The sequence below is a fragment of the Pseudomonas sp. genome, assembly GCF_030684895.1.
In the GTDB taxonomy this organism is placed as follows: Bacteria; Pseudomonadota; Gammaproteobacteria; order Pseudomonadales; family Pseudomonadaceae; genus Aquipseudomonas.
The window spans coordinates 1-26,875 of the sequence record NZ_JAUXXP010000085.1; the positions used below are offsets into that span (position 1 = coordinate 1).

Sequence of the window (26,875 nt, forward strand, 5' to 3'; positions counted from 1 at the left end):
GCCCCATGGTCTGCTGCGTGAGGCGGCGCGCAGCGTGCGCCCGGGTGGTCATCTGCTGATCGTCGGGATCAATCCGATGAGCAGCTGGGGCCTGCGTCATCTGTTTACCCGCGACGCGCTGCGCCAGGCCCGTTGTATTGCGCCCAATCGGGTCTGCGACTGGTTGCACCTGCTGGGCTTCGCGCTGGAGAAACGCCGCTTCGGGTGCTATCGTCCGCCGCTTTCTTCGCCGGCCTGGCAGGCGCGGCTGGCTGGGCTGGAGCGATTGGGTGCGGCTTGGCAGCCACCCGGTGGCGGTTTTTATGTGCTGGTAGCCCGCAAGCTGGTGGTGGGGCTGCGGCCATTGCGCCAACCCAGTCGGCAGCCAGTGGGCAAGCTACTACCGATGCCCGTGGCCAAGGTCAGCCGCCGTGAAACGCCACAGAAGTAGCTGGCGCAAGTACAACCGGCCGGATTAATTGAGCGAGAGATTGCAGATACATGAGTGAACAGGTCGAGATCTACACCGACGGTGCCTGCAAGGGTAATCCTGGCGTTGGTGGCTGGGGCGCGTTGATGATTTTCAAGGGTGTGGAGAAAGAGTTGTGGGGCGGCGAGGCCGATACCACCAACAACCGTATGGAAATGACCGCCGCGATCCGCGCTCTGGCCGAATTGAAGCGCTCCTGCGATGTGCGCCTGGTTACCGACTCGCAGTATGTGATGCAGGGCATTCAGGACTGGATGCCGAACTGGAAGAAGCGCGGCTGGAAAACCGCCGCCAAGCAGCCGGTGAAAAATGCCGACCTGTGGCAGCAGCTGGATGAGCAGGTAAACCGGCATAACGTCACCTGGCAGTGGGTGCGCGGCCATACCGGTCATCCGGGCAATGAGCGCGCCGACCAGTTGGCCAATCGCGGTGTTGATGAAGTAAGAGGGTTGAAGCATGCGTAGTGTGGTGCTCGATACAGAAACCACGGGTATGCCGGTGGCCGATGGCCATCGGATCATCGAAATCGGTTGCGTTGAGCTGATTGGCCGGCGCCTGACCGGGCGGCATTTCCACGTTTATTTGCAGCCTGATCGCGAGATTGATGAAGGCGCAATCGCCGTCCACGGCATCACCAATGATGCGTTGAAGGACAAACCGCGCTTTAAGGAAGTTGCCGATGAGTTCTTCGAATTCATCAAGGGCGCGCAGCTGATCATCCACAACGCGGCGTTCGACGTTGGCTTTATCAACAACGAATTTGCCCTGATCAAGCAGGACGAGCGCGCTGATATCAGCGAGCACTGCTCGATCCTCGACACCCTGATGATGGCCCGCGAGCGCCACCCAGGGCAGCGCAACAACCTCGATGCCCTGTGCAAACGCTATGGCGTCGACAACTCCGGCCGTGACCTGCACGGCGCCTTACTCGATGCCGAGATTCTCGCTGACGTCTACCTGACCATGACCGGCGGGCAGACCAATCTGTCCCTGGCTGGCGATGGTTCGGAAGGCGACAGCAATGGCCGTCAGCAACCCAGTGCGATCCGTCGTCTGCCAGTCGAGCGCGCACGTACGCGGGTGATCCAGGCCAGCGCTGCCGAGCTTGTCGAGCATGCCGCGCGCCTGGCGATTATCGAAAAATCTGCAGGCGCGCCGCCGCTCTGGGTGCAGATGGAGCAGCCCAAGGCTGAGGTGTAGGAACGTCGCGAGTTATCCACTCGCGACCTTTTCGTACAGCGTCACGCAGAGGGGGTTCCGCCTGGCGGAGCCAGCCTCTACCCTGAGGCGATAGGCAGGCCAGTACTTGCCACTCTTCAGGGACGCCACAATGTATAAAGACCTCAAGTTTCCCGTCCTGATCGTGCACCGTGACATCAAGGCCGATACCGTGGCCGGTGACCGGGTACGCGCCATCGCCCAAGAACTGGAGCAGGACGGCTTCAGCATTCTTTCCACCGCCAGCTCCGCCGAGGGGCGCATCGTTGCCTCAACGCACCATGGCCTGGCCTGCATTCTGGTCGCCGCCGAAGGTGCGGGTGAAAACAAGAACCTGCTGCAGGACATGGTCGAGCTGATCCGTATCGCTCGCCGTCGTGCGCCGCAGTTGCCGATTTTCGCCCTCGGCGAGCAGGTGACCATCGAAAACGCGCCGGCCGAGGCCATGATCGATCTCAACCAGTTGCGCGGCATTCTCTACTTGTTCGAAGACACCGTGCCGTTCCTCGCCCGCCAGGTGGCACGCGCCGCGCGCAATTATCTAGATTGCCTGCTGCCGCCGTTCTTCAAGGCGCTGGTGCAGCACACCGCGCAGTCCAACTACTCCTGGCACACCCCCGGCCATGGTGGCGGCGTGGCCTATCGCAAAAGCCCGGTGGGGCAGGCGTTTCACCAGTTCTTCGGGGAAAACACGCTGCGCTCTGACCTCTCTGTATCGGTGCCGGAGCTGGGTTCGCTGCTCGATCACACCGGCCCACTGGCCGAAGCCGAAGCCCGCGCGGCGCGCAACTTCGGCGCCGATCACACCTACTTCGTGATCAACGGCACTTCGACGGCGAACAAGATCGTCTGGCACAGCATGGTCGGCCGCGATGATCTGGTGCTGGTGGATCGCAACTGCCACAAGTCGATCCTGCATTCGATCATCATGACCGGCGCGATTCCGCTGTATCTGTGCCCCGAACGTAACGAGCTGGGGATTATCGGGCCGATTCCGCTGAGCGAATTCAGCCGTGAGTCGATCCAAGCCAAGATCGATGCCAGCCCGCTTGCTCGAGGCCGTGTGCCGAGCAGCAGCGGGGCGATGGTCAAGCTGGTGGTGGTGACCAATTCGACCTACGACGGCCTGTGCTACAACGCCGAACTGATCAAGCAGACCCTGGGCAATAGCGTCGAAGTGCTGCATTTTGACGAGGCCTGGTACGCCTATGCGGCGTTTCACGAGTTCTATGCCGGCCGTTACGGCATGGGCACCGCGCGCACAGAGAAGGCGCCGCTGGTGTTCACTACTCACTCGACGCATAAGTTGCTGGCGGCCTTTAGTCAGGCCTCGATGATCCATGTACAGGATGGCGGTGTGCGTCAACTGGATCGGGATCGCTTCAACGAAGCTTTTATGATGCACATCTCCACCTCGCCGCAGTACGGCATCATCGCTTCGCTGGATGTAGCTTCGGCGATGATGGAAGGGCCGGCAGGGCGCTCGCTGATTCAGGAAACCTTCGATGAAGCGCTGAGCTTTCGCCGCGCCCTGGCCAACCTGCGGCAGAACCTCAGCGTCGATGATTGGTGGTTCAGCATCTGGCAGCCAGCCAAAGCCGAAGGCACCGATGATGTGGTGACCCAGGATTGGCTGCTACAGCCGCAAGCCGATTGGCACGGCTTTGGCGATGTTGCCGAAGATTACGTGCTGCTCGACCCGATCAAAGTGACCCTGGTGACGCCGGGGCTAACCGCCGATGGCAAGCTGGACGCGCGCGGCATTCCGGCCGCAGTGGTCAGCAAGTTCCTCTGGGAGCGTGGCCTGGTAGTAGAAAAGACCGGGTTGTATTCCTTCCTGGTGCTGTTCTCCATGGGCATTACCAAGGGCAAGTGGAGCACGCTGTTGACCGAGCTGCTGGAGTTCAAGCGCAGCTACGATGCCAACCTGCCGTTAAGTGATGTACTGCCTTCGATTGCGCAGGCCGGCAAGACCTTTTATCAGGGCATGGGCTTGCGCGATCTATGCGATGCCTTGCATACCTGCTACCGCGAAAACGCCACGGCCAAGGCGCTCAAACGCATGTACACGGTGCTGCCGGAAGTGGCGATAAAACCTGCCGATGCCTACAACCAGTTGGTACGCGGCGAAGTTGAGGCGGTACCGATTGAGCAGCTGGAAGGCCGCATTGCTGCGGTGATGCTGGTGCCCTATCCGCCAGGTATTCCGTTGATCATGCCGGGCGAGCGCTTTACTGCGCAGACCCGCTCGATCATTGATTACCTGGCCTTTGCCCGCACTTTTGACCGCAGCTTCCCCGGTTTCGATGCCGATGTGCATGGCCTGCAGCGTGAGGAAGGGCTCTACACCGTGGACTGCATCAAGGCCTGACCCTGCTCTGGCTTGCAGCGTTGCTAGGCGGCACCGGCGTTATTCGTCGGTTGTCGCCAGTCTTTCTCAGTAGATCAAGCGCTTATCGCCGATAAGTAAAAATTGAGCTTAACTTTGATGACGTGGTCTGCGTCACAGTGGCCAGCATCGACATTTGTCGGTTGGTTGTTATAGTTGCTCGATTTTTAGCATAAGAAGATTTTCATTGTGCGCTTGCGCCCCAGCTGAGGATGACTGCCGTGTCCGACTACAAAGCCTTTAATGTCGTGTTGGCAGATAAGGTCGCCCATGTGGTGATCAATCGCCCGGAAAAAGTTAACGCGATGAACGCGGACTTCTGGAGCGAGATCATCGAGATTTTCCGCTGGATCGACGCCACCGATGAAGTGCGCGCAGTGGTGATTTCCGGTGCGGGCAAACATTTCTCCTCAGGTATCGACCTGATGATGCTGGCCTCGGTCGGCAGCCAGCTGGGCCCGGATGTTGGTCGTAATGCCGAAAAACTGCGACGCAAGATTCTCGAACTGCAAGCCTCGTTCAATGCCGTGGACAACTGCCGTAAGCCGGTATTGGCAGCTATCCAAGGCTATTGCCTGGGCGGCGCGATTGATCTGGTCTCGGCCTGTGATATGCGTTATTCGACGATCGATGCGCAGTTCTCGATCAAGGAAATCGACATCGGTATGGCCGCCGACGTTGGCACCCTGCAGCGTCTACCGCGCATTATCGGTGACGGCATGATGCGTGAACTGGCCTTTACCGGCCGCACCATTAATGGTGAAGAGGCGCGCAGCATTGGCCTGGTCAACCGTACTTACGCCGATGCCGATGCACTGCTTGATGGCGTGATGGGCATTGCCCGCGAGATCGCCAGCAAGTCGCCGGTGGCCATTCGTGGCACCAAGGAAATGATTCGCTACATGCGTGATCACCGGGTCGATGACGGCCTGGAATATATCGCCACCTGGAACGCCGCTATGCTGCAATCGGTCGATCTGCGCGTGGCCATGACGGCTCATATGAGCAAGCAGAAACCGGAGTTCGCTGACTGATGTTGTCCTTCCACCTGTTTTTATCACCGACGCGGGAGGCGCAATAGCTCATGGTTTCTGGAGCCACGTCGCTTAATCTGGTGCGCGATGAATTGTTCACCACCATGGAAGAGGCAGAGTCGAGCCTCGAACACTTTATCGCCGACCGTCACAACGGCAGCCTGCTGCAACAGGCCGTGGAAAACCTGCATCAGGTTCGCGGCACACTGAACCTGATCGAACTGGCCGGTGCCGAGTTGCTGGCTCAGGAAGTGCTGGATCAGGCCACCGACATTCCCGCCGGTGCCGGTGAAGAGCGTGATGTACAGCTCTCTGCGCTGAGCAACGCACTGCACGTACTGCGTCGTTACCTAGAGAACGTTGAAGCGCATCGCCAGGAAATGCCGGAACTGCTGCTGCCGGCGATCAACGACCTGCGTCTGGCCGGCGGTCAGCCCGCCTTGCCGGAAAGCTTCTTCTTTAGCGTGCGCCTCGACCATGCTCGCCCACGAACCTCGCCGCCATCGGTTGACGGCGCGGCGCGTGAAAGTGAAGGGCGCCGTCTGCGCCACATGTATCAGGTGGGTCTGCTCGGCTTTATCCGTGAGCAGAACCCGCAGGCCAGTCTCAAGCTGATGGGCCGGGCGTTGACCCGCCTCGACAGCCTGTTTGCCAACGAGCCGCGCGGTCGCTTGTGCTGGGTTGGTGCGGCCGCAGTTGAAGCGCAGGTTGAGGGTCAGCTATTGGCGCGCAAGTCGCGTAAACAGCTGTTCTCGCGGATTGATCGCGAGCTCAAGCAGATGCTGGTCAATGGCCAGTACGAAGCGCCGCGTGGCTTGCTCAAGGAATTGCTCTATCTGGTGGCCCTGGCGGATAGCCGTGGGCCGCTGGCAACAGCCCTCAGTGAAGTATTCGGCCTGACGCCGCTGCCCTTTACCGATCACCTGCTGGAAGAGGAATACCAGCGTCTGGCAGGGCCTGGGCAGGCGGTTATGCGTTCGCTGAGCTCGGCGATCCGTGAAGAGCTCAACAGCGTCAAGGACATGCTCGACTTGATCGAGCGTGGCACCCTGCAAAGCGACAGCCTCAATAGCTTGCACGCCCTGCTCGGCAAGCTGAGCAAGACCCTCGGCATGGTCGGCCTGAGTTCGGCTGGCAACTCCCTCAACGCTCAGCTGCAAATCGTTGCCAGCTGGAGTGAGGAGAGTGCACCAGCGCCTCAGGAGCTGCACAAACTAGCCGATGCCGTGCTGTACGTTGAAGGTATGGTTGCCAGCCTGGAACGCGGCGAGCGCCGTGAAACGCGTCCTGCCCAAGCGCAGCCAGGCGAAGAGGCTGACTCCTTCGCCCTGCATCAGCTTAACGAGGCACGCATCGTCGTCGTCGATGAGGCCCAGGCTGGCCTGGCCCTGGCCAAGCGAGCGATTACCGCGTACCTGGAGTCAGGTGGCGAGCGCATGCAGCTGTCCAACGTGCCGTTCAGCCTGCAAGCCGTACGGGGCGGGTTGTGGTTCCTCGGTCAGGAGCGCGCTGCGTTGTTGGTCGGTGCCTGCGCCGATTACATCCAGCAGCACATGTTCGATGCGCCGCAAATGCCGTCCGAGCAGATGCTGGAAACCCTCGCCGATGCCTTGAGCAGCCTTGAGTACTACCTCGAAGCCGGCGCGGTAATGCGTCCGGAAACCCAGCCAAGCGTGCTCGATCTCGCCGCAGAAAGCGTGCGGGCCCTGGGCATGCCGCTGGGGGCCTGAGCATGCAGCGCTGGCAAGCCGCTCTGCTCGACAGCCAGCAACCGGGTGGTTGGGTGGTCGCGCACTGCAAGCAGCACTTTCTGGCGGACAGCAACGGTGTGCTATTTCCCCGTGAATGGCTGAAAAAGCAGGATTTGCCGATTATCGCCGAGCATGGCCTCGGCCATTTTGATGGTGATGCGGTCTACCTGCTGGAGCTGAGCCAGCCCTTCGATATGCCAGGCTGCGCCTGGCAGAGCCTGCGCCAATTTATGCTGCAGGGCGATGCTGACACCTTCAAGTTACTCAGCTACGCCACGCAGATTGGCACCTGGGCCAGCCAGCACCGTTTCTGTGGTAGCTGCGGTGGGGCGATGCAGCATGTGCCGGGCGAACGCGCGATGCACTGCGTGCGCTGCGAGCTGCAGCATTACCCGCGGCTTTCACCGAGCATGATTGTGCTGGTCACTCGTGGCGATGAGATTCTGCTGGCGCGCTCGCCGCGCTTTGTCGCTGGGGTCTACAGCACCTTGGCCGGCTTCGTTGAAGCGGGCGAATCAGTCGAGCACTGCGTAGCCCGTGAAGTGCGCGAAGAGGTCGGGATCGAGATCAGCAACCTGCAGTACCTCGGCAGCCAGGGCTGGCCGTTCCCACATTCATTGATGCTGGGCTTTCATGCCGAATACGCCGGTGGCGATATCGTTATGCAGGTCGATGAAATCGAGGATGCCCAGTGGTTCAGCGTGCATGACCTGCCGCCATTGCCGGCGGCCCGCTCGATTGCTCGCTACCTGATCGACGTCTATGTGGCGCGCCGTTTAGGCCAGCCCGAGCCAGTGCTGCCAGGCTAGGCGCACGGTCAACGCCAGTACCACCAGGATAAATACCGGGCGGATAAACTTCGAGCCGCCCTTGATCGCCGTACGTGCGCCGAGAAACGCGCCGACCATCAACGCCAAGCCCATGCAGATGCCCAGCAGCCAGGCCACTTGCCCGCTGATGATAAACACCGTCAGCGCGCAGATATTACTGACAAAGTTCATGCTGCGCGCTACGCCACTGGCCTTGACCAGGTCGAGCGGGTAGAGCAGCAGGCTACTGACCGTCCAGAAGGCGCCGGTACCAGGGCCCGCCACCCCATCATAGAAACCCAGGCTGAGGCTTTGTGGCCACTGCCGGCCCTTGGCGATCGGCGCCTCGGCGAGCAGCGGCGCAGCCGGGGTTTTGCCAAACAGCAGGTAGAGACCGCAGCCAAACACCACTGCAGGTAGCAGCTGGTTCAACCATTCAGACGGCAGCCATTGCGCCATCGCGGCGCCAAGCAGGGCGCCGACCGCCGTACCGATCAATGCATTGCGCCATTGGCTGGGGTTAAACAGTTTGCGCCGGTAGAAGGTGTAGCTGGCAGCGGCCGCACCAAAGGTCGAGCTGAGTTTATTGGTGCCCAGGGCCAGGTGCGGCGGCAGGCCGGCAGTCAGCAACGCGGGAATGGTCAGCAAGCCGCCACCGCCGGCAATTGCATCGATAAAGCCGGCAATAAACGCGACCAGGGCGAGAATCGCCAGGGTGGTCAGGTCAATACTGAGTTCAAACGGGAAAGCCATTTAAAAACACGTCCTGTGTCTAATTGTGATGTTCTCTTGCTGTTCTACAGCCAGGTAGCTGCGCATAATGCCGGCAATTTCAAGCATAAGGAATGCACGGCGATGCAATACGGCGGACTGGCATGGGCAACGGCATTGCTGGGGTTACTGGCGGCCTTTGTTGCGGCGCGCATCCTGTTCAATCGGCAGTGGTTTCTCGGTTGGTTGCGTGGCACCTGTGGCCTGGCATTTCTCGCCCTGGCGGCGCTGATTGGCCTGCTGGCCAACGATTTGCGCAGCTATGTCGCAATTCCTGAAGGCAAACCGCTGGCCACGCTGAGCTTCAAAGCGGACGGCCCGTTGTATCGGGTCAGTGTGTTGGAGGGCGGCCGTGAGCGCACGCTGACCATGGAAGGCGATCTCTGGCAGCTGGATGCGCGTTTCCTGCAGTGGAAGGGCCTGGCGGCGTTGATCGGCCTGCAGCCGGGTTATCGCCTGGAAAAACTCTCGGGGCGTTTTCTCTCCATCGAGCAGCAGAGCCTGGCGCAGCACACCCGGGTCGAACTGGCGCGCAGCCCTTACGGCATCGATCTTTGGCGCTGGCTGCGGCTGGGCCAGCATGACCTGTTTATCTTTGATCCGCAGGCGCGCCGGGTGACTTACCTGCCGCTGGCTGATGAGGCGGTGTACAGCATCAACCTGACGCCCGCTGGTTTGCTTGCCGAACCGATGAACCCGGCGGCCAAGCAGGCGCTGAAAGACTGGCAGTAACTGCCAGTGGATGTAAAAAAGGCGACCCTTGGGTCGCCTTTTTTAGTGGGCGGTTTTTCTCAGGAGAGAAAGCCGCCATCCACATTCAGCGCCACGCCCGTGGTGTAGCTGGAGGCATCGCTGGCCAGGTACAGCACAGTACCGGCCATTTCGCTTGGGGCTGCTACGCGCTTGAGCGGAATACGCTGCAGAGCGAGGTTGAGGATGGCATCGTTCTTCACCAGCGCCGAGGCGAACTTGGTGTCGGTCAGCCCAGGCAGCAGGGCATTGCAGCGAATACCGAACTGCGCGCACTCCTTGGCGAAGACTTTGGTCATGCTGATAACCGCAGCCTTGGTCACCGAGTAGATACCCTGGAACTCGCCTGGCGAGACGCCGTTGATCGAGGCCACGTTGATGATGCTGCCACCGCCATTGGCCTTCATCAGCTTGCCGCCTTCGATGGACATAAAGTAGTAGCCGCGAATGTTCACATCGACGGTTTTTTGGAATGCGCCCAGGTCGGTGTCCAGTACGTTGCAGAACTGCGGGTTGGTGGCGGCGTTGTTGACCAGGATGTCGAGGCGGCCGAACTGCTCTTTGATCTGCGCGAAAACGTTGCTGATCTGCTCCATCTCGCCGATATGGCATGCCACTGCAGTGGCTTTACCGCCGTCGGCGATGATCGCGTCGGCAACTTTCTGGCAGTCGTCGATCTTGCGGCTTGAGACGATCAGATGAGCGCCTTGCTGGGCCAGCAGTTTGGCGATGGCTTCACCGATGCCGCGGCTGGCGCCGGAGACAAAAGCAATTTTGCCGTCGAGGTCGAACAGATGAGTCTTTGACATGGCTTTTTCCTTTCTTATGGGAGGCCTGTTCGGCCGTTTACAGCTGCGACTTGTTAATGACCTGCAGGCTCATCTGCTCCAGCAGCTTGTTCATGTGAATGAACTGCGCGAAGCGTTTGTCCTGGGTTTGGCCATGGAAGTAGCGGTAGTAGATCTGCTGCACGATGCCGGCCAGGCGGAACAGGCCGTAGGTGTAATAGAAGTCGATGCTCTTGATTTCGATGCCGGAGCGTTCGGCGTAATAGTCGGCGAACTGCTGGCGCGTCAGCATGCCCGGTGCATTGCTTGGCTGGCGGCGCATCAGCTGGATCGGTGCCGAGTCGCCGGCTTCAATCCAGTAGGCGAGGGTGTTGCCCAGGTCCATCAACGGGTCGCCGATAGTGGTCAGTTCCCAGTCCAGCACGCCGATAATCTGGCTCGGGTTCTGTGGGTTGAGAATCACGTTATCGAAGCGGTAGTCGTTGTGCACGATGCCGGGCTTGTGGTGATCAGCAGGCATCTTGTCCTTGAGCCAGGCCTTGACCGGCTCCCACAGCGGCGCGTCGGGGGTCAGGGCCTTGTCGTAGCGATCACTCCAGCCGCCGATCTGCCGTTGCACATAACCTTCTGGCTTGCCCAGGTCACCCAGGCCGCAGGCCTGATAGTCGACGTTGTGCAGCTCAACCATCTTGTCGATAAAGCTCTTGCACAGCTCGCGGGTCTGCTCGGCGCTGAAGTTCAGCTCGGCTGGCATGTCCGAACGCAGGATGATGCCGTTGACCCGCTCCATGACATAGAACTCGGCGCCGATCACCGACTCGTCGATGCAGTGCACGTAGGCTTTCGGGCAGTAAGGGAAGCCGGCGTTGAGCTGATTGAGGATGCGGTACTCGCGGCCCATGTCGTGGGCGGATTTGGCCTTGTGGCCAAAGGGCGGGCGGCGTAGGACGAATTCTTTGTCCGGGTATTCCAGCAGGTAGGTCAGGTTCGAGGCGCCGCCAGGGAACTGGCTGATGCGTGGCGCGCCCGTCAGACCGGGGATATGCGCCTTGAGGTACTGGTCGATGACCGCGGTGTCGAGCTCTTCGCCTTCGCGGATTCGGGTGGACTGGTCAGTAAGCGCCATGTTTATCCCTTCTGCTTATGATGGGTGCCTAAGATAATTAGCTAATCTAATGCTGCTAGGGTCGCCTCACAAGGATTACCCGCCGTTATAGGCGGGCGTGTTGCTACCCAATCAAGCTGCCTGATTGGCGGTTCTGGTACGTGTTGCAAGACATAAAACAATGGCCGGGAGCCAGTGTTAACGTCGCGTAGCGACGGCCCGCAGGGTGGCCGCCATGGATGGCAGGCCACAAAAACGCCAGGAGCATTTTTGCGCGTAAGCCCCAAAGGGGAGAAGCACATGGATGTGCTGAACATAAAAAAACCGGAGTCGAGGACTCCGGTTTGTTTTGTATCTTCGTTGCCTTGACGCTTAAACCGGGAACAGTTCGCCCAGTTTCATGGCCAGCATCATGTCGCCTTCGGCGCGCAGTTTGCCGGACATGAATGCTTGCATACCGTCGGTTTCGCCGCTGGTGATGCCTTTCAGGGTGTCGGTGTCCATGATCAGAGTCACGTTGGCGTTGGCGTTGTCGCCTTTCTCAACGGCGCAGGTGCCGTCCTTGACGATCAGCGCGTAGTTCTCGCCGTCTTCGATATTGAATTGGAACACCAGGTCCAGGCCTGCAGCGGCACCGGCGTTGAATTTGGACTGCATGGTATTGACGATGTCTGCAACGCTCATGGTTTCTTCCTTTTTCTCAGGTTTTTTCTAGCGCCCGTGATGGGTGCAGTGGGCCGCAGCTCAGCGATAAGTGATGAGCTCCGGCGCCTTCAACAGCTGCAAATGCACATGGCTGTTGAAGGAAGCCAGGCTCACTTGGCTGCCACGAAACTTCAGGCAGCTTAGTGAGGTGTTAACAATTTGCCAGTTCAGCTCGAACGCCTGCGCAGGCGCGATACTGGTAATCAGATGCAGCAGGGCGGTAATAGTGCCGCCGGAGGTGAATACGGCAATGTTCTGTTTGCTGTTGGCCTGTTCCAGAATACGGCTGAGGCCGCCCTGAACCTGCTCGACGAAGCCTTGCCAGCTTTGCAGATCCGGCGTGTCGTGTTCGCCGCTAATCCAGCGATCAACCAGCTTGGCAAACAGGCGCTGAAATTCGGCGCGGTTCTGCGCGCCATTGCGCAGGATATGCAGGGCTTCAGGTTCTTCGCCAAGCATGCCCGGCAGCAGGCTGCGGATCACCGCGTCGGCATCGAACTCATTAAAGGCAGAGTCAATGTCCAATGGTGGTATGGCTATGCCTGCATCGTGCAATTGCTGCAAGGCGCTGTTGGCCGTGTGCTGCTGGCGACGCAGATCACCACTGACGCTGCGATCAATGCGCGTGCCGAGTTGCGCGAGGTGCGCGCCCAGCACTTCGGCCTGGCGAATTCCAATGGGCGATAGCACATCGTAATCGTCTGCACCGAAGGAGGCTTGGCCATGTCGAATCAGGTAGATGCTGCCCACGTCCGCTCGATTCCGGTACGTTGAAAGTTTCGCGAGGGTATGAGGAAGCTCAAGAGCTGTCAACGTAAAAACATACGCTTGTTTGAATTGTATGGATGCGCTGAATGTCTAGACCTTGCTTGCTGGCCGCCAGCCCATGGCCTCGGTATGCTTGGGCACTATTACGCGCGGTCGATGAGCGCGCGCTGCCATTGGGACAAGGGGGAATTCGTGGAGTTTTTTGCAGAGTACATCGGCTTTCTGGCCAAGACAGTGACCCTGGTTGTGGCCATTCTGGTGGTGCTGGTGACGATTGCCGCACTGCGCAGCAAAGGCCGGCAGAGCACGGGCCAGCTGCAGGTGAACAAGCTCAATGATTTCTTCAAACAACTGCATCAGCGCATGGAGCACGCGGTACTCGACAAAGATCAACTGAAAGCTGCGAGCAAAGCCGAAGCCAAAGCCGCCAAGCAGGAGAAGAAGGCCGGCATTCATAAACCGCGCGTTTATGTGCTGGATTTCGATGGCGATATCAAAGCCTCGGCCACCGACAGCCTGCGCCACGAAATCACTGCTTTACTGACTATGGCAACGCCGCAGGATGAAGTGGTACTGCGGTTGGAAAGCGGCGGAGGCATGGTGCACAGCTATGGTTTGGCCTCATCGCAACTGGCGCGCATTCGTCAGGCGGGCGTGCCGCTGACCATTTGTATCGACAAGGTCGCGGCCAGCGGCGGCTATATGATGGCCTGCATCGGCGAGAAGATCATTTCCGCGCCGTTCGCCATTCTTGGCTCGATTGGCGTGGTAGCCCAGCTGCCTAACGTGCACCGCCTGCTGAAGAAGCATGACATCGATTTTGAAGTACTGACCGCCGGTGAGTACAAGCGCACCCTGACCGTGTTCGGCGAGAACACCGAGAAGGGCCGGGAGAAGTTCCAGGAAGATCTGGAAACCACCCATGAATTGTTCAAGGGCTTTGTTGCCCGCTACCGGCCGCAGCTGGACATCGACCAGATTGCCACGGGTGAAGTCTGGCTGGGCCTGGCGGCGCTGGAGAAACAACTGGTCGATGAACTCAAGACCAGCGACGAATACCTGGCAGAACGCGCCAAGAGCGCCGAGCTGTTTCATTTGCACTATGCCGAGAAGAAAACCCTGCAGGAGCGTGTTGGGCTGGCGGGCAGCGTGGCGTTGGATCGCTTCGTCCTGAGCTGGCTGAGTCGCTTGAATCAGCAGCGCTTCTGGTAATCGGTTCGCCATATAGAGGAAGAACATGAGCAAGTTCAATGCATTGCAAGCCCGTGAAAGCGCAGCGGGCGGTTTCGAACAGGTGATTGTGCAGCGTGATATCGACGACTTGCCGGCCGGCGAGTTGCTGATTAGGGTCCAGTATTCCTCGCTCAACTACAAGGATGCGCTGTCGGCCAGTGGTAACCGCGGCGTGACCAGAAGCTTTCCGCACACCCCTGGCATCGATGCCGCAGGCGTAGTGGAAGCCTCCAGCGTGGCCGAGTTCAGTGCAGGCGATGAGGTGATCGTCACCGGCTACGACCTGGGTATGAACACCTCAGGCGGCTTTGCCCAGTACATTCGCATTCCCGCCAGCTGGGCGCTGAAACGTCCCGAGGGCTTGTCACTGCGCGAGGCGATGGTGCTCGGCACTGCTGGCCTGACTGCCGCGTTGTGTGTCGACAAACTGGAGCAGGCAGGGCTCACGGCGGATGCTGGTCCCGTATTGGTAACTGGTGCAACCGGCGGTGTCGGCAGTGTTGCGCTGGCCTTGCTCGCTTCTCTGGGTTACCGCGTTGTGGCGTCGACCGGTAAGGCCGAGCAGGCGGATTACCTCAAGGCGCTGGGGGCGCAGCAGGTTGTGCTGCGTGCCGAGCTGCTGGACGGCACCGACAAACCGATGCTCAAGGAGCAGTGGGCCGGCGCGGTTGATTGCGTGGGCGGGGACATCCTGTTCAACGTGGTCAAGTCGCTGCGCTACGGCGCCAGCGTTGCCTGCTGCGGCCTGACCGCTGGCGTCGGCTTCAAGGGCAGTGTGCTGCCGTTTATCCTGCGTGGGGTGAATCTGCTTGGGGTCGACTCGGTCGAGCTGCCGTTGGTGGTCAAGGCGTCGATGTGGGACAGGCTGTCGTTGCAGTGGAAGGTCAATCTGGATGCGTTGGTCAGCGAGGTGACGCTTGAGCAGCTGCCAGATGCGATTGCGCAGATCCTCGCGGGCAAGCAGGTCGGTCGGGTGCTGGTCAATCTGGGTTGAGTAGCGAGCAACAAAAAGGCCACCCCAAGGGGTGGCCTTTTGCATTGCCGGCAGAATCAGGCGCGGCGACGGAACAGCGGCAGCGGCTGGTCCGTGGAGGCCTGATAAACCTCGCTGAACTCCTCGAAGGCTTTCAAGGCGTCCAGCGGGTCTTTGTCCTCACGCAGGGCGAAGGCATCGAAGCCCACGCGCAGGTAGGAGAACAGCTGATCGCGCAGCACATCGCCGATGGCGCGCACTTCGCCTGTGTAGCCGTAGCGATTGCGCAGCAGGTAGGCGGTGGAGCAGTGGCGGCCATCGGTAAAAGCAGGGAAGTTCAGCGCGATGACCTGGAAGTTATCCAGCTGATCGGCGATTTCCTCGATTTCCTCACCCGCGTCCAGCCACACGCCCAGGCCGCCATCGCGGGCCTTGAGCGCGGTGCTGTGCTCGACCCACAAGCCCAGCGGCACGATCAGGTCGTCGCAGTTGGGAATGCCGTCCAGCGTGGCGTCCTTGGGCAGCAGGTGCCAGCTTTCGTCGATCAGCTGACCGTTCTTAATGATTCGCTGCATATACGCGCTCCTTGAACGGGTCGACGCCGATACGGCGGAAGGTGTCGAGGAAACTCTCTTCTTCGCTGCGGCGCTCGACATAGACCTTGACGATCTTGTCGATCACATCAGCCATGTCCGCTTCGGCGAAGGAGGGGCCGAGGATCTGCGCCAGGCTGGCGTCACGACCGGCGCTGCCGCCGAGGGACACCTGATAGAATTCCTGGCCTTTCTTGTCCACCCCGAGGATGCCGATATGGCCCACGTGGTGGTGACCGCAGGCGTTCATGCAACCGGAAATATTCAGGTCGATATTGCCGATGTCGAACAGGTAATCCAGGTCGTCGAAACGACGTTGGATGGCTTCGGCAATCGGGATCGACTTGGCGTTGGCCAGCGAGCAGAAGTCACCGCCTGGGCAGCAGATAATATCGGTCAGCAGGCCGACGTTCGGCGTAGCAAAGCCGTTTTCACGCAGCTCGCCCCACAAGGCGAACAGCTGCGCCTGCTCGACGTCAGCCAAAATGATGTTCTGATTGTGGCTGTTGCGCACTTCGCCAAAGCTGTAGCGGTCGGCCAGGTCGGCAATCGCATCAAACTGCTTGTCGGTCACATCGCCTGGTGCCACGCCGGTCGGCTTGAGCGACAGAGTCACTGCGACATAGCCCGGCTTCTTGTGGGCGAAGGTGTTGCGCTGACGCCAGCGGGCAAAGCCTGGGTGTTCGGCATCCAGGGCTGCAAGCGCGGTGTCCTGATCGTCAAGGGTTTTGTAGCTTGGGTCGATAAAGTGCGCGGCAACGCGGGCCACTTCAGCTTCGGTCAGGGTGCTCGGACCGTCTTTCAGGTGGACCCACTCAGCATTTACGCGCTCGGCGAAGACTTCAGGGGTCAACGCCTTGACCAGGATTTTGATGCGCGCCTTGTACTTGTTATCGCGACGGCCATAGCGGTTGTAAACACGCAGGATGGCGTCGAGGTAGCTGATCAGGTGCTGCCACGGCAGGAACTCGTTGATAAAGCTGCCAACGATCGGCGTACGGCCCAGGCCGCCACCGACAGACACGCGGAAGCCCAGCTCACCGGCGTCGTTCTGTACCGCTTCCAGGCCGATGTCGTGCACTTCAATCGCGGCACGGTCGCTCACTGCACCGTTGACGGCAATTTTGAACTTGCGCGGCAGGTGAGTGAACTCGGGGTGGAAGGTCGACCACTGGCGGATGATTTCGCACCACGGACGCGGGTCAATGAGTTCATCCTTGGCCACACCGGCGAACTGGTCGGTGGTGGTGTTGCGGATGCAGTTGCCGCTGGTCTGGATCGCGTGCATCTGCACGGTGGCCAGCTCGGCGAGAATATCGGGCACATCTTCCAGATCTGGCCAGTTGAACTGAACGTTCTGGCGGGTGCTGATATGGGCGTAACCCTTGTCGTAGTCACGGGCAATCTTGGCCATCATGCGCACTTGCGCGGACGACATCAGACCGTACGGTACGGCAACACGCAGCATCGGCGCAAAGCGCTGGACATATAGGCCATTTTGCAGGCGCAGTGGGCGGAATTCTTCACCGCTCAGTTCACCAGCGAGGTAACGGCGGGTTTGATCGCGGAACTGCTTGACGCGGTCTTCGACGATTTGTTGATCGTACTGGTCATATACGTACATGGAGTGTCCTGTTATCAGGCTTTTACAGCTAATCAGCGCGCACGGCCGCGCACTCCTTGCGGAGCCGGTGGAAGATACCAGTTCAGGGTTATGCGCAAAAGTGATGTTTGAGTATATGGAAAGAACTTAAAGGGATAAGACGGCCATTGAACATAGCCTCACGGCTTGAGTAAGCGGGCATGCTGGTCTTAACTGCACAAGACGATTCACCCATAAACACAACAAGAGGGGTAGCCCATGAGTGAACACAGTGAACCGGATAATGCTGACAGCGTGGTTGATGCCAAGGCTATTTTCGCCTTGATTGTGATTTTCGTCGTCACTGCGGTGTTCTGGGTCAGCCAACAATAAGACCTGACCGCGGCTAAAGCACAAAGCGGGATCAGTTAACTGATCCCGCTTTTTATTGTCTGCAGACCAGGGTTGATCGTCAGTGGCAGCTAAGGCTGTCGGCCTGACGATAGAGCATAAGCAGCTTGCGCGTAATGGACTGTTGAATATCGTCGCGCTCGAAGGTCGACAGTCGCGTCAGGCGACTGACCTGTAGGCGATGCAGGTGGATATAGGGCATCTGCTGATCGAACTCGCGCAGGTCGCCCTTCATCATGATCGGCAGAAAGATATCGCCGGCCTTCTTCTGGTTGCTGATGATCTGCGCCAACGCCGGCTTGAACGGCATGGTTTTCGGCGCCGGGCCGCCTTCCTTGATCATCGTGGTCAGCAGCAAGCCTGGCTTGCGCAGAACTACGCCGGGGAGCACGCACAATCCGGTTTTGCGTACGGCATGCGACTCGATGCCATGCAGGGTGTCGTGGAAGGCGTAGGGGTTGGGCAGCACCACCATCTTGCGGCCCATATCGCTGGGGAAGTGCAGGTCGTAGTTGGTGTACAACTGGCGCGTTGACTCCGAGTAGACGCACAGGCGGTTCTCGAACAGCTTGATAAAACGTTCCGCCAGCTCGCGGCGGGCGATGCTGTCCAGATCCCAGATCAGGTCCTGGTTCTGCGGTTTGCTCAGGTCAACTTCCTGGTGTTCCATATCGCTCATTGCGTTCTCATACCCTGAACTGCCCAAGCAGCCGGTTTAGCTGCTCGGCCAACTGACCTAGGTGTTGCCCGGCATCACTGGATTGTTGCGCCGCCAGGGCGTTGTTATGGGCCAGGCTGGCTGCCTGGGTGACGTTCTGGTTGATGTCTTCGACCACGTGCGATTGTTGCAGTGTCGCGCTGGCGATGGAAGCGTTCAAGCCGGTGAGATTGCGCAGCCCGCTGGCGATCAGCGTCAGGCTGGCGCCGGCCTGGCTGGCTTGTTCGATGGTCAGCTGCGAGGCCTTGCTGCTGTCGTTGATAACCTTGACCGCGGCTTCCGAGTTGCCTTGCAGGCGCTCAATCATCACCTGGATTTCCGCCGTGGATTTTTGCGTGCGCTGCGCCAGCAGGCGCACCTCATCGGCCACTACGGCAAAGCCACGGCCTTGCTCACCGGCGCGGGCGGCTTCGATGGCGGCATTAAGCGCGAGCAGGTTGGTCTGTTCGGCAATCGAGCGGATCACCTCCAGTACGCTGCCGATCTGCGTGCTTTCCTGGGCCAGGGCCTGAATCACCGCCACGGCCTGGTCGATGGTGCCGGACAGTTCGTTGATCTGCCGCAGGCTCGCGTCAATGCTCTGCTGGCCTTGCAGGGCTTGTTCTTCGGCTGCGTGGACTTCGGATGAGGCATGCTCGGCGTTTTTCGCCACATCCTGCACGCCGTACGTCACTTGATTGATTGCCGTGGCGACCAACTCCATTTGCTGCGACTGCTGTTCGCTGTGCTGCTGGGCCTGGCCGGAAACTTGGCCGAGGTTACGCGCGGCGGCATCGAGCTGGCCAGCAGAGTCGAGGGACTGCTTGATCACCAGGCGCAGCTTGTCGGTAAAGGCATTGAAGTGGCGGGACAGAGCGGACAGTTCATCGTTGCCGTGGGTATCGAGGTTGCGTGTCAGGTCGCCATCGCCGCTGGCGATATTGGCCATGGCGCTGACGGCGTGCTGCAGGGGCTGGGTGATACTGCGTACGATCAACACAATCAGCAGGGCCACCAGTGCGGCAATCGCCAGACCGACCGCCATGGCTTTCAGCGCCTGGGCCCGAAATTCGGCCTGCACATCATCGACGTAGACGCCCGAACCGATGATCCAACCCCAGGGCTGGAACAGTTGCACATAAGACACCTTGGGCACGGGGTCGCTGGCGCCTGGTTTTGGCCAGCGGTAATCGACCTGGCCGGCGCCCTGGCTTTTGCTGATAGCGACCATCTCATTGAACAGCGCTTTGCCATCAGGGTCCTTGAAGCCCGAGAGGTTCTGGCCCTCCAGTTTGGGGTTGGTCGGGTGCATGACCATCATCGGGGTCTGGTCATTGATCCAGAAATATTCCTGGCCGGCGTAGCGCAGGCCACGGATGGTTTCCATCGCCTGTTTCTGCGCATCCTCGCGGGGCATGCTGCCGGCGGCTTCCTGGGCGTGATAGTGCTGCAGAATGCCGGCTGCACTCTGTACCACGTGCTGGGTTTTCTCGGCTTTGGCGGCGTACAAATCGGCGTGGATCTGCTTGAGCAGCAATGCGCCCTGAATAATCAGCATGACAATGGCGACTGCCAGGATCAGCCAGAGGCGACGGTTAATGGGCAGGCTGCGCAGGCTATTCATGAAGATGTTCTCCCTTGTTGTTTTACGCCTCTTATAGATCAAGAGCGTTTATTGGCTACGTTAGACCTTAGGCCAGTTGGCAGATAAGCAAAGTGTAGAGGGCTATCCGGTGGGGCTCTCTGTGCGGTGAATAGGGAGCAGGTGCTGCGCGGCATGCGCTTAATGACCAGGTTCTCTGCTAGGATCTGCACCGTTGAGGTTAAGTGTGTGATTTGATTATTTATTTTTTTCGGCCGGAACTCTTTGTAAGTAAATCGGTCGGACGCCCTCACGAGTTCATCATCATGTTTTTGCGGTTCGTGCCGGATAACGCACGTATTTAGGAGTGGGGATGGATCTTTGGGTTGCTGTTCAGGCGCTGATTCTGGGTATTGTGGAGGGCGTTACCGAGTTTCTGCCGATTTCCAGCACTGGGCACCAGATCATCGTCGCCGACCTGATTGGTTTTGGCGGCGAGCGGGCGATGGCCTTCAATATCATCATCCAGTTGGGGGCGATTCTCGCGGTGGTCTGGGAGTACCGGCGCAAGATTCGCGACATCCTTGTCGGCCTGGCCAAAGAGCCTCAAGCACAACGCTTTACCGCCAATCTGTTGATCGCCTTTCTGCCGGCCGTGGCGTTGGGTGTGCTGTTTGCCGATCTTATCCACCATTACCTGTTCAACCCGATCACCGTGGCCCTGGCGCTGGTGGTGGGCGGTGTGATCATGCTCTGGGCCGAGCGGCGCACCCACCTGGTACATGCCGAGAGCGTGGATGACATGACCTGGAAGGATGCGCTGAAAATCGGTTTCGCCCAGTGCTTGGCGATGATTCCAGGTACTTCGCGCTCCGGCGCGACGATTATCGGCGGCCTGCTGTTTGGCCTGTCGCGCAAGGCCGCCACCGAGTTTTCCTTCTTTCTGGCGATGCCGACCATGGTCGGTGCCGCGGTGTACTCCGGCTACAAGTACCGCGATCTGTTCCGCCCGGATGATCTGCCGGTGTTTGCCATTGGTTTTGTCACCTCGTTTATCTTCGCCATGATCGCGGTACGGGCGCTGCTCAGCTTTATCGGCAAGCACAGCTATGCGGCGTTTGCCTGGTACCGCATCGGTTTCGGCTTGCTGATTCTGGCGACCTGGCAGCTGCAGTGGATTGACTGGAGCACGGCGCAGCCGTGATTGCTGTATTCGGCAGATGGATTAAAGGCGCACCCCAGGGTGCGCCTTTGTCATAGTGCGCTCGGTTAAATGGAGGCGCCTATGCATCAGCTTGAACAGCACATCCTTCAGGTCAACGGCATTGACCTGAGCCTATACAGCGCTGGTCCTGCGACGGGGCGGCCGGTTTGGTTGCTGCACGGCTTTCCCGAATGCTGGCATTCCTGGCGCCAGCAGATCGCACCTTTGACCGCTGCCGGTTATCGCGTGCTGATCCCGGAAATGCGCGGCTATGGCCAGAGCAGCGCGCCGCGTGATCCCGCTGCCTATGACCTGCTGACCGTCTGCGCCGATATCCAGGCCGCGATGGATCAACTCGGCCAGCAGCAGGTCTGTGTGGTCGGCCACGATTGGGGGGCGCCGATTGCCTGGCACTTGGGTTTGCTTGAGCCTGAGCGGGTGAGGGCGGTGGTGGGGATGGCGGTGCCGTTTGGCGGGCGACCCAGGCAGCCGGCCATCGAGATCATGCGCCAGCTGTATGCCGGACGCTTTCACTACATCCTGCATTTCCAGCAGCCTGGCGTGGCCGAGGCGGAGATGGATGCCGACATCCCGCGCACACTGCGCATGATGATGCACAACACCTCGGCCGCCGTGCCTAAGGATCACTTTCTGCAGGAGAAACCCGCCGGTGCTGGATTGTTCGATGGCGTGCAAGACCCCGGCACGCTGCCGGCCTGGTGCGGCAGCGCAGCCTTCGAGCATTACCTGAAAACCTTCGAGGGCCGCGGTTTCTACGGCGCGCTGAACTGGTATCGCAATTTCGAGCGTAACTGGCAGCGCACCGAGGCCCTGGCTGATCGGCAGATCGAACAGCCGGCGCTGTTTCTGCTCGGTGATAAGGACCCAGTCGGCACCCTTGAGGCTTACACCCTCAAGCAGATGCCCAAACGTGTGCACCAGCTGGAGCAGCATGTGCTGCAGGACTGCGGGCACTGGATTCAGAACGAGCAGGCCGAGCAGGTTAATCAGTTGCTGCTGTCCTTTCTCGCTCGACATTTTCCCCGTTAAACCACAGGCACCACCCGTGCCGCATGGCTAGATCGGCTGATCCCAACGGCTAAAGGCATCACTCAGGTGTTCGATCCACGCCCGCACGGCCGGCAACATGCCGCGCCTGTGGGTGTACACCGCTTGCAGATTAGCGGCGGGCAGCGCCCAGTCCGGTAGCAGGCGGATCAGTCGGCCATCGGCCAGTTCATCCAGGCACAAGGGTGCGGGGAGCATGGTAAATCCCAGGCCGGCCATGGCGGCGTGTTTGCGTACGTTGAAGTCCTCGATGGCCAGGCGCGCTTCCAGCACCACTTCCTGTACGCGCCCGTTGTCATGTTGCAAACGCAGGTGAATCCTGCGATCCGCCTCCAGGGCACCTAACGCCGGCAGCGCCGAAAGATCGCCGGGCGTACTGACCTGGGCGTGCTGCAGTAAGGCCGGTGCGGCGACTATAAAGGCTTGTGCCGGCCGCAAGCGGCGGGTGATCAGCGATGGGTCTTCATCCTCGGCGCTGCGCACACGCAAGGCGACGTCTACGCCTTCGTTGAGCAGGTCGATGCGCCGGTTGGTTTGAATCAGTTCCAGCTGCACCTTGGGGTAGGCCGCGAGAAAACTCACCACCAGTTCAGGCAGCAGGGCGATGCCGCCGGGCGCGCTGACCCGTAGGCGGCCGCGCGGTTCGCTGGTCAGGCTGGCCACGGTTTCCTCGGCTTGCTCGGCCTCCTGCAGCATGGCTTGGCAATGGCGCAGGTAACGCTCGCCAATATCGGTCAGCGCCAGTTTGCGTGTGGTGCGTTGCAGCAGGCGTGCGCCGAGGCGGTTTTCCAGCTCGGCAATGCGCCGCGAAAGCCGTGACTTGGGAATACCAAGGGTGCGCCCGGCTGCGGCAAAACCACCGGCTTCCACCACCTTGGCGAAGTAGAACAGGTCATTGAGGTCGTGCATGGTTTATCGTCCTATCAGTGGGACGAACTATCGCATTTGCGTGGGCTAATCGGCTATTGCTTTCATCGATAGTATCTCCAGCATCTTGATCGCCGTGGGGCGATCTCAATTTGGAGATTGTCATGAAACTACTGCACCTCGATTCCAGTATCCTCGGCGACTCATCCGCTTCCCGCCAACTCAGCCGCGCCGTGGTCGACGCCTGGCTCGCTGCTGAGCCTGAAGCGCAGGTGAGCTATCGCGATCTGGCCAGCGACGCGCTGAGCCATCTGTCCGCTGCCAGCCTGGTGGCCGGCGGTACTCCAACCGAACTGCGCAATGCGGCGCAGCAGCATGAAGTTGCGCTGGCTGAAAGCACCCTTAACGAGTTTCTCGCCGCCGATGCCATCGTAATTGGCGCGCCGATGTACAACTTCACCGTGCCGACCCAGCTCAAGGCCTGGATCGACCGCGTGGCTGTCGCCGGCAAGACGTTTGCCTACGACGAGAACGGCCCCAAGGGCCTGGCGGGCGGCAAGAAGGTGGTGATCGTTTCCACCGCAGGTGGTATTCACGCTGGCCAGCCAAGTGGCCAGGCGCATGAAGAGTATCTGCAGCTGGTGCTGCGCTTCCTCGGCATTACTGACATCGAAATCGTCCGCGCTGAAGGCCTGGCCTACGGTGAAGAGCCTCGCGCCAATGCCCTCACGGCGGCGCAGGCGAAGATTGCGGAGTTGTTCGCCACTGCGTGATAACGCGCAGCAACAAAAAGCCCGCTTTATAGCGGGCTTTTTGTTGGTCGGTGGTACCTGCCGGTTTAGACGATCACGCCCTGGCTGCGCAGGTAGTCGTCGTAGGTACCGCTGAAGTCGGTGATGCCGTTGGCTGACAGCTCGATGATGCGGGTAGCCAGGGAACCGACGAACTCACGGTCATGGCTGACGAAGATCAGCGTGCCCGGGTAGTTTTCCAGCGCCAGGTTCAGCGCTTCGATGGACTCCATGTCCAAGTGGTTGGTCGGTTCGTCCATGATCAGCACGTTCGGCTTTTGCAAAATCAGCTTGCCGAACAGCATGCGGCCTTGCTCACCACCGGAGATGACTTTGACCGACTTGAGGATCTCGTCGTTGCTGAACAGCATGCGGCCCAGGGTGCCGCGAATCATCTGCTCGCCGGTGGTCCACTGGCCCATCCAGTCGAACAGGCTGACGTCATCTTCGAAGTCGTGGGCGTGATCCTGGGCGTAGTAGCCGAGCTCGGCGCTGTCGGTCCATTTCACATGGCCGGCATCCGGGGTCAGTTCGCCGACCAGGGTGCGCAGCAGGGTGGTTTTACCGATCCCGTTCGGGCCGATAATCGCCACGCGCTCGCCGGCTTCAACCTGGAAGCTGAAGTTCTTGAACAGCGTCTTGCCGTCGAACCCCTTGGCCATTTTGTCGATCATCACGGCCTGTCGGTGCAGCTTTTTGTTCTGTTCAAAACGAATAAACGGGCTGACTCGGCTGGATGGCTTGACCTCGGCAAGTTGGATCTTGTCGATCTGCTTGGCGCGCGACGATGCCTGCTTGGATTTCGAGGCGTTGGCCGAGAAGCGGCTAACAAAGCTTTGCAGCTCGTTGATTTGCGCTTTCTTCTTGGCGTTATCCGACAGCAGTTGCTCGCGCGACTGGGTCGCGGCGGTCATGTACTCGTCGTAGTTGCCCGGGAACAGGCGCAGCTCGCCGTAATCCAGGTCAGCCATGTGGGTGCAGACCGAGTTCAGAAAGTGACGGTCGTGAGAAATGATGATCATGGTGCTGTTGCGCTGGGTGAGGATGTTTTCCAGCCAGCGGATGGTGTTGATGTCCAGGTGGTTGGTCGGTTCGTCCAGCAGCAACACTTCCGGGTCGGAGAACAGCGCCTGCGCCAGCAATACGCGCAGTTTCCAGCCCGGCGCGACTTCGCTCATTGGGCCGAAGTGCTGCTCCAACGGAATGCCCAGGCCGAGCAGCAACTCACCAGCGCGGGATTCGGCGGTGTAGCCGTCCATCTCAGCGAACTCACCTTCGAGCTCGCCGACCTTCATGCCATCTTCTTCGCTCATTTCCGCCAGGGAGTAGATGCGGTCGCGTTCGGCTTTGACCTTCCACAGCTCTTCGTGACCCATGATCACGGTATCGATCACGCTGAATTCTTCGTAGGCGAACTGATCCTGACGCAGCTTACCCAGGCGCACGTTCGGCTCCAGCATTACCTGGCCACCGCTCGATTCCAGGTCGCCGCCGAGAATCTTCATAAAGGTCGACTTGCCGCAGCCGTTGGCCCCGATCAGGCCGTAGCGGTTGCCGCCGCCAAACTTGACGGAAACGTTCTCGAACAGGGGCTTGGCCCCGAATTGCATGGTGATGTTAGCGGTGGAGATCACGAATCTTGGTCCAGATAAACGGGCGCACGGGCGCGAAAGGGGCGCGATTGTAGCGGTTTACGACCACAAAGGGCAGCAGATGGGACAGGCGGGGTTTCTATTCAAGGGGTTTAGCTGTGAGCAATGCTGCGGTAATCCCGCCTAGATGCGGTTGTAACCTGGCTATTTGATCTTGGCGTTAGTTTCGTATACGTTACATTTAATGATAAAGGTTATGTATTCGTGACATGGACTATCTTCTTCTTACACAGCGTTTAGGCCAGCAGATCCGCGCGCGGAGGCTTAACCGTGGGCTGACTCAAGCCGGGCTGGCGGATATTGCCGGGCTTACGCGGCAAAAAGTCATTGCCGTGGAAAAGGGCAGTATTTCAGTGGGCATGACGGCCTATGCCCGCGTGCTGGGTGCCCTCGGCTGTGAGCTGTCGGTTGTGCCCGCCAGCATGCCGACGCTGGAGGAAGTGCAGGGGGTGTTTGAATGAGCGCGCTATTGCAGGTCAGCACGCCGGCAGGCGATAGCGGACGAATCTTCACCAGTGCCGAGGATTATATTTTCCGCTATGCCGACCAGGCGAGTGCCGGTGCCGCGATCAGCCTGCTGATGCCTGTACGCATGGATGAGTATCGCCGGCGCGAGCTGCACCCGATTTTCCAGATGAATCTTCCCGAAGGCTACGTGCTGGAACAGCTGCGTAACCGTCTGGCCAAGACCGTTAATGTTGACCCCATGCTGCTGCTGGCGCTCTCAGGCAGCAGTTCACCTATTGGTCGGGTCTTTGTGAGTTCTCAGGCCGTAGATGCGTTGTTGATGCGCCAGCAGTTTCCCGGTGAACGCCTCGAGGAAATCCTCACCTGGGATGGCGCCGAGGATATTTTTGTCGATCTGGTCGACCGCTACATTCTGCGTGCGGGTATTTCTGGGGTTCAGCCCAAGGTTCTGGTGCCGGAACAGGCGGAGTCTGTGCCGCATAAATTCACGGCAAAAACCTCTGACTTGATCATCAAGAGCGGCCGCGATGAATTTCCGGGCCTGGCGATCAATGAATTTCTCTGTATGTCGATTGCCCAAGAGGCCGGCATTCCCACCCCGGAGTTCTACCTGTCAGATAACGCTAGGCTGTTTGTCATGCGCCGCTTTGACCGTGATGAGCAGCACAACCCTATCGGTTTTGAAGATATGGCCGCGCTGATGGGGCTGTCTGCCGAGCAGAAGTACAGCAAGAGCTACGCCGCCATCGCCAAGGCCATCCGCCTGTATTGCCCGACTGAGCACCTGCGCAGTTCGCTTGACCAGCTGTTCGACAGCGTGGCGCTGAGCTGCATCGTCGGCAATGGTGATGCGCACCTGAAGAACTTCGGCTTGCTCTATTGCGACCCAGTGCAGCGTGATGCGCGCTTGGCCCCGGCCTATGACATCGTCAATACCACCGCCTATATCCCGGACGATGTGCTGGCGTTGGATCTGCTCGGTAACAAGTCGCTGTTCGCTTCACGGCAAGGGCTGTTGGAGTTCGCCAAAACCTGTGATGTCGACCAGCCCAAGGCACGCATTCTGCGTTTGTTAGCCGCTCATGAAAGGGTGCTCGCGCGCTTTCCCGAACTCTGCGAGCAAGCACCTCAGGTGGCCGCAGCCATCCGGGCAAGCGCTCAGCCGTTTAGCCAGAGCTTTGGCTGAAACGTTCAGAG

25 protein-coding genes and 1 pseudogene are annotated in these 26,875 nt (G+C 59.7%); 15 read left to right on the forward strand and 11 right to left on the reverse strand.

Annotated features, from left to right (window positions below; genetic code table 11):
- The 7 genes and pseudogenes from Q8M42_RS18585 to nudC form a co-directional block, all read left to right on the forward strand.
- A pseudogene (locus Q8M42_RS18585) lies at positions 1-430 on the forward strand (SAM-dependent methyltransferase); the annotation flags it as partial.
- 50 nt (positions 431-480) lie between these two features.
- On the forward strand, positions 481-933 hold the full coding sequence (gene rnhA / locus Q8M42_RS18590) for a ribonuclease HI (protein ID WP_296127834.1): 453 nt from the start codon (positions 481-483) through the stop codon (positions 931-933).
- Complete coding sequence (dnaQ, locus tag Q8M42_RS18595; RefSeq protein WP_304869286.1) at positions 926-1,669, forward strand: DNA polymerase III subunit epsilon; 744 nt, start codon at positions 926-928, stop codon at positions 1,667-1,669. The genes rnhA and dnaQ overlap by 8 nt, the downstream gene beginning before the upstream one ends.
- 130 nt (positions 1,670-1,799) lie before the next feature.
- Positions 1,800-4,058 (forward strand): Orn/Lys/Arg decarboxylase N-terminal domain-containing protein, encoded by a 2,259-nt coding sequence (locus Q8M42_RS18600; RefSeq protein WP_304869284.1) that lies wholly within the window; start codon positions 1,800-1,802, stop codon positions 4,056-4,058.
- Between the two features lie 239 nt (positions 4,059-4,297).
- On the forward strand, positions 4,298-5,110 hold the full coding sequence (locus Q8M42_RS18605) for a crotonase/enoyl-CoA hydratase family protein (protein WP_304869283.1): 813 nt from the start codon (positions 4,298-4,300) through the stop codon (positions 5,108-5,110).
- 50 nt (positions 5,111-5,160) lie between these two features.
- A complete protein-coding gene (locus Q8M42_RS18610; protein WP_304869282.1) occupies positions 5,161-6,840 on the forward strand; it encodes a ferrous iron transporter B in 1,680 nt (559 codons plus the stop codon).
- A 2-nt stretch (positions 6,841-6,842) separates the two neighbouring features.
- Complete coding sequence (gene nudC / locus Q8M42_RS18615; protein WP_304869281.1) at positions 6,843-7,670, forward strand: NAD(+) diphosphatase; 828 nt, start codon at positions 6,843-6,845, stop codon at positions 7,668-7,670.
- Here the strand turns inward: nudC and Q8M42_RS18620 are convergent.
- A complete protein-coding gene (locus Q8M42_RS18620; RefSeq protein WP_304869280.1) occupies positions 7,638-8,423 on the reverse strand; it encodes a TSUP family transporter in 786 nt (261 codons plus the stop codon). The genes nudC and Q8M42_RS18620 overlap by 33 nt on opposite strands.
- A 102-nt stretch (positions 8,424-8,525) precedes the next feature.
- Here Q8M42_RS18620 and Q8M42_RS18625 point away from each other — a divergent pair, with 102 nt between their 5' ends.
- Positions 8,526-9,173, forward strand: a complete 648-nt coding sequence (locus Q8M42_RS18625) for a hypothetical protein (protein ID WP_304869279.1) — start codon at positions 8,526-8,528, stop codon at positions 9,171-9,173.
- Positions 9,174-9,232: 59 nt separating this feature from the next.
- Here the strand turns inward: Q8M42_RS18625 and Q8M42_RS18630 are convergent, their stop codons facing one another.
- The 4 genes from Q8M42_RS18630 to Q8M42_RS18645 all read right to left on the reverse strand — a co-directional run bounded on the left by Q8M42_RS18630 (position 9,233) and on the right by Q8M42_RS18645 (position 12,539).
- The gene (locus Q8M42_RS18630) at positions 9,233-10,000 is read right to left on the reverse strand and encodes an SDR family oxidoreductase (RefSeq protein WP_304869278.1); all 768 of its coding nucleotides are present in this window, start codon (positions 9,998-10,000) and stop codon (positions 9,233-9,235) included.
- Positions 10,001-10,037: 37 nt separating this feature from the next.
- A complete protein-coding gene (locus Q8M42_RS18635; RefSeq protein ID WP_304869277.1) occupies positions 10,038-11,105 on the reverse strand; it encodes a phosphotransferase family protein in 1,068 nt (355 codons plus the stop codon).
- A 351-nt stretch (positions 11,106-11,456) separates the two neighbouring features.
- The gene (locus Q8M42_RS18640) at positions 11,457-11,768 is read right to left on the reverse strand and encodes an SCP2 sterol-binding domain-containing protein (RefSeq protein WP_304869276.1); all 312 of its coding nucleotides are present in this window, start codon (positions 11,766-11,768) and stop codon (positions 11,457-11,459) included.
- A 60-nt stretch (positions 11,769-11,828) separates the two neighbouring features.
- Complete coding sequence (locus tag Q8M42_RS18645; RefSeq protein WP_304869274.1) at positions 11,829-12,539, reverse strand: histidine phosphatase family protein; 711 nt, start codon at positions 12,537-12,539, stop codon at positions 11,829-11,831.
- A 210-nt stretch (positions 12,540-12,749) separates the two neighbouring features.
- Here Q8M42_RS18645 and sohB point away from each other — a divergent pair, with 210 nt between their 5' ends.
- Together sohB and Q8M42_RS18655 are read left to right on the forward strand one after the other, a co-directional pair.
- Complete coding sequence (gene sohB, locus Q8M42_RS18650; RefSeq protein WP_304869272.1) at positions 12,750-13,769, forward strand: protease SohB; 1,020 nt, start codon at positions 12,750-12,752, stop codon at positions 13,767-13,769.
- A gap of 25 nt (positions 13,770-13,794) precedes the next feature.
- The gene (locus Q8M42_RS18655) at positions 13,795-14,784 is read left to right on the forward strand and encodes a YhdH/YhfP family quinone oxidoreductase (RefSeq protein WP_304869270.1); all 990 of its coding nucleotides are present in this window, start codon (positions 13,795-13,797) and stop codon (positions 14,782-14,784) included.
- 56 nt (positions 14,785-14,840) lie between these two features.
- On the opposite strand, the gene Q8M42_RS18660 is transcribed toward Q8M42_RS18655, so the two are convergent.
- The 4 genes from Q8M42_RS18660 to Q8M42_RS18675 form a co-directional block, all read right to left on the reverse strand.
- Positions 14,841-15,338 (reverse strand): DUF934 domain-containing protein, encoded by a 498-nt coding sequence (locus Q8M42_RS18660; protein WP_304869268.1) that lies wholly within the window; start codon positions 15,336-15,338, stop codon positions 14,841-14,843.
- Complete coding sequence (locus Q8M42_RS18665; protein ID WP_304869266.1) at positions 15,322-16,980, reverse strand: nitrite/sulfite reductase; 1,659 nt, start codon at positions 16,978-16,980, stop codon at positions 15,322-15,324. The genes Q8M42_RS18660 and Q8M42_RS18665 overlap by 17 nt, the downstream gene beginning before the upstream one ends.
- A gap of 430 nt (positions 16,981-17,410) precedes the next feature.
- Positions 17,411-18,028 carry a hypothetical protein gene (locus Q8M42_RS18670; protein WP_304869264.1) on the reverse strand — a complete coding sequence of 206 codons (618 nt, stop codon included), beginning with the start codon at positions 18,026-18,028 and terminating at the stop codon, positions 17,411-17,413.
- Between the two features lie 7 nt (positions 18,029-18,035).
- Entirely contained in the window at positions 18,036-19,670 is a 1,635-nt protein-coding gene (locus Q8M42_RS18675; protein WP_304869262.1) for a methyl-accepting chemotaxis protein, read from the reverse strand.
- Positions 19,671-20,001: 331 nt separating this feature from the next.
- Here Q8M42_RS18675 and Q8M42_RS18680 point away from each other — a divergent pair, with 331 nt between their 5' ends.
- Entirely contained in the window at positions 20,002-20,832 is an 831-nt protein-coding gene (locus Q8M42_RS18680; RefSeq protein WP_304869260.1) for an undecaprenyl-diphosphate phosphatase, read from the forward strand.
- Positions 20,833-20,913: 81 nt separating this feature from the next.
- Entirely contained in the window at positions 20,914-21,882 is a 969-nt protein-coding gene (locus Q8M42_RS18685) for an alpha/beta fold hydrolase (protein ID WP_304869258.1), read from the forward strand.
- 27 nt (positions 21,883-21,909) lie between these two features.
- On the opposite strand, the gene Q8M42_RS18690 is transcribed toward Q8M42_RS18685, so the two are convergent.
- A complete protein-coding gene (locus tag Q8M42_RS18690; RefSeq protein ID WP_304869257.1) occupies positions 21,910-22,809 on the reverse strand; it encodes a LysR substrate-binding domain-containing protein in 900 nt (299 codons plus the stop codon).
- Positions 22,810-22,931: 122 nt separating this feature from the next.
- Here Q8M42_RS18690 and Q8M42_RS18695 point away from each other — a divergent pair, with 122 nt between their 5' ends.
- The gene (locus Q8M42_RS18695; protein ID WP_304869254.1) at positions 22,932-23,540 is read left to right on the forward strand and encodes an FMN-dependent NADH-azoreductase; all 609 of its coding nucleotides are present in this window, start codon (positions 22,932-22,934) and stop codon (positions 23,538-23,540) included.
- A gap of 65 nt (positions 23,541-23,605) precedes the next feature.
- On the opposite strand, the gene Q8M42_RS18700 is transcribed toward Q8M42_RS18695, so the two are convergent.
- Entirely contained in the window at positions 23,606-25,192 is a 1,587-nt protein-coding gene (locus tag Q8M42_RS18700; RefSeq protein ID WP_304869253.1) for an ABC-F family ATPase, read from the reverse strand.
- Between the two features lie 227 nt (positions 25,193-25,419).
- On the opposite strand from Q8M42_RS18700, the gene Q8M42_RS18705 reads away from it, so the two are divergent.
- Entirely contained in the window at positions 25,420-25,671 is a 252-nt protein-coding gene (locus tag Q8M42_RS18705; protein ID WP_304869251.1) for a helix-turn-helix domain-containing protein, read from the forward strand.
- Complete coding sequence (locus tag Q8M42_RS18710; protein ID WP_304869250.1) at positions 25,668-26,864, forward strand: type II toxin-antitoxin system HipA family toxin; 1,197 nt, start codon at positions 25,668-25,670, stop codon at positions 26,862-26,864. Before Q8M42_RS18705 ends, Q8M42_RS18710 begins: the two co-directional genes overlap by 4 nt.
- Positions 26,865-26,875 lie beyond the last annotated feature (11 nt).

What these genes read in the sequence shown, in the direction of transcription:
- Q8M42_RS18675 (WP_304869262.1), bottom strand. Translation starts at nt 19,670, where the DNA reads ATGAATAGCCTGCGCAGCCTGCCCATTAACCGTCGCCTCTGGCTGATC.
- Q8M42_RS18635 (WP_304869277.1), bottom strand. Translation starts at nt 11,105, where the DNA reads ATGGCGCTTACTGACCAGTCCACCCGAATCCGCGAAGGCGAAGAGCTC.
- Q8M42_RS18685 (WP_304869258.1), top strand. Translation starts at nt 20,914, where the DNA reads ATGCATCAGCTTGAACAGCACATCCTTCAGGTCAACGGCATTGACCTG.
- Q8M42_RS18625 (WP_304869279.1), top strand. Translation starts at nt 8,526, where the DNA reads ATGCAATACGGCGGACTGGCATGGGCAACGGCATTGCTGGGGTTACTG.
- Q8M42_RS18680 (WP_304869260.1), top strand. Translation starts at nt 20,002, where the DNA reads ATGGATCTTTGGGTTGCTGTTCAGGCGCTGATTCTGGGTATTGTGGAG.
- Q8M42_RS18670 (WP_304869264.1), bottom strand. Translation starts at nt 18,028, where the DNA reads ATGAGCGATATGGAACACCAGGAAGTTGACCTGAGCAAACCGCAGAAC.
- Q8M42_RS18630 (WP_304869278.1), bottom strand. Translation starts at nt 10,000, where the DNA reads ATGTCAAAGACTCATCTGTTCGACCTCGACGGCAAAATTGCTTTTGTC.
- Q8M42_RS18660 (WP_304869268.1), bottom strand. Translation starts at nt 15,338, where the DNA reads ATGCAGCGAATCATTAAGAACGGTCAGCTGATCGACGAAAGCTGGCAC.
- Q8M42_RS18640 (WP_304869276.1), bottom strand. Translation starts at nt 11,768, where the DNA reads ATGAGCGTTGCAGACATCGTCAATACCATGCAGTCCAAATTCAACGCC.
- Q8M42_RS18600 (WP_304869284.1), top strand. Translation starts at nt 1,800, where the DNA reads ATGTATAAAGACCTCAAGTTTCCCGTCCTGATCGTGCACCGTGACATC.
- Q8M42_RS18705 (WP_304869251.1), top strand. Translation starts at nt 25,420, where the DNA reads ATGGACTATCTTCTTCTTACACAGCGTTTAGGCCAGCAGATCCGCGCG.
- Q8M42_RS18690 (WP_304869257.1), bottom strand. Translation starts at nt 22,809, where the DNA reads ATGCACGACCTCAATGACCTGTTCTACTTCGCCAAGGTGGTGGAAGCC.
- Q8M42_RS18695 (WP_304869254.1), top strand. Translation starts at nt 22,932, where the DNA reads ATGAAACTACTGCACCTCGATTCCAGTATCCTCGGCGACTCATCCGCT.
- Q8M42_RS18610 (WP_304869282.1), top strand. Translation starts at nt 5,161, where the DNA reads ATGGTTTCTGGAGCCACGTCGCTTAATCTGGTGCGCGATGAATTGTTC.
- Q8M42_RS18655 (WP_304869270.1), top strand. Translation starts at nt 13,795, where the DNA reads ATGAGCAAGTTCAATGCATTGCAAGCCCGTGAAAGCGCAGCGGGCGGT.
- Q8M42_RS18665 (WP_304869266.1), bottom strand. Translation starts at nt 16,980, where the DNA reads ATGTACGTATATGACCAGTACGATCAACAAATCGTCGAAGACCGCGTC.
- nudC (WP_304869281.1), top strand. Translation starts at nt 6,843, where the DNA reads ATGCAGCGCTGGCAAGCCGCTCTGCTCGACAGCCAGCAACCGGGTGGT.
- dnaQ (WP_304869286.1), top strand. Translation starts at nt 926, where the DNA reads ATGCGTAGTGTGGTGCTCGATACAGAAACCACGGGTATGCCGGTGGCC.
- Q8M42_RS18710 (WP_304869250.1), top strand. Translation starts at nt 25,668, where the DNA reads ATGAGCGCGCTATTGCAGGTCAGCACGCCGGCAGGCGATAGCGGACGA.
- Q8M42_RS18620 (WP_304869280.1), bottom strand. Translation starts at nt 8,423, where the DNA reads ATGGCTTTCCCGTTTGAACTCAGTATTGACCTGACCACCCTGGCGATT.
- rnhA (WP_296127834.1), top strand. Translation starts at nt 481, where the DNA reads ATGAGTGAACAGGTCGAGATCTACACCGACGGTGCCTGCAAGGGTAAT.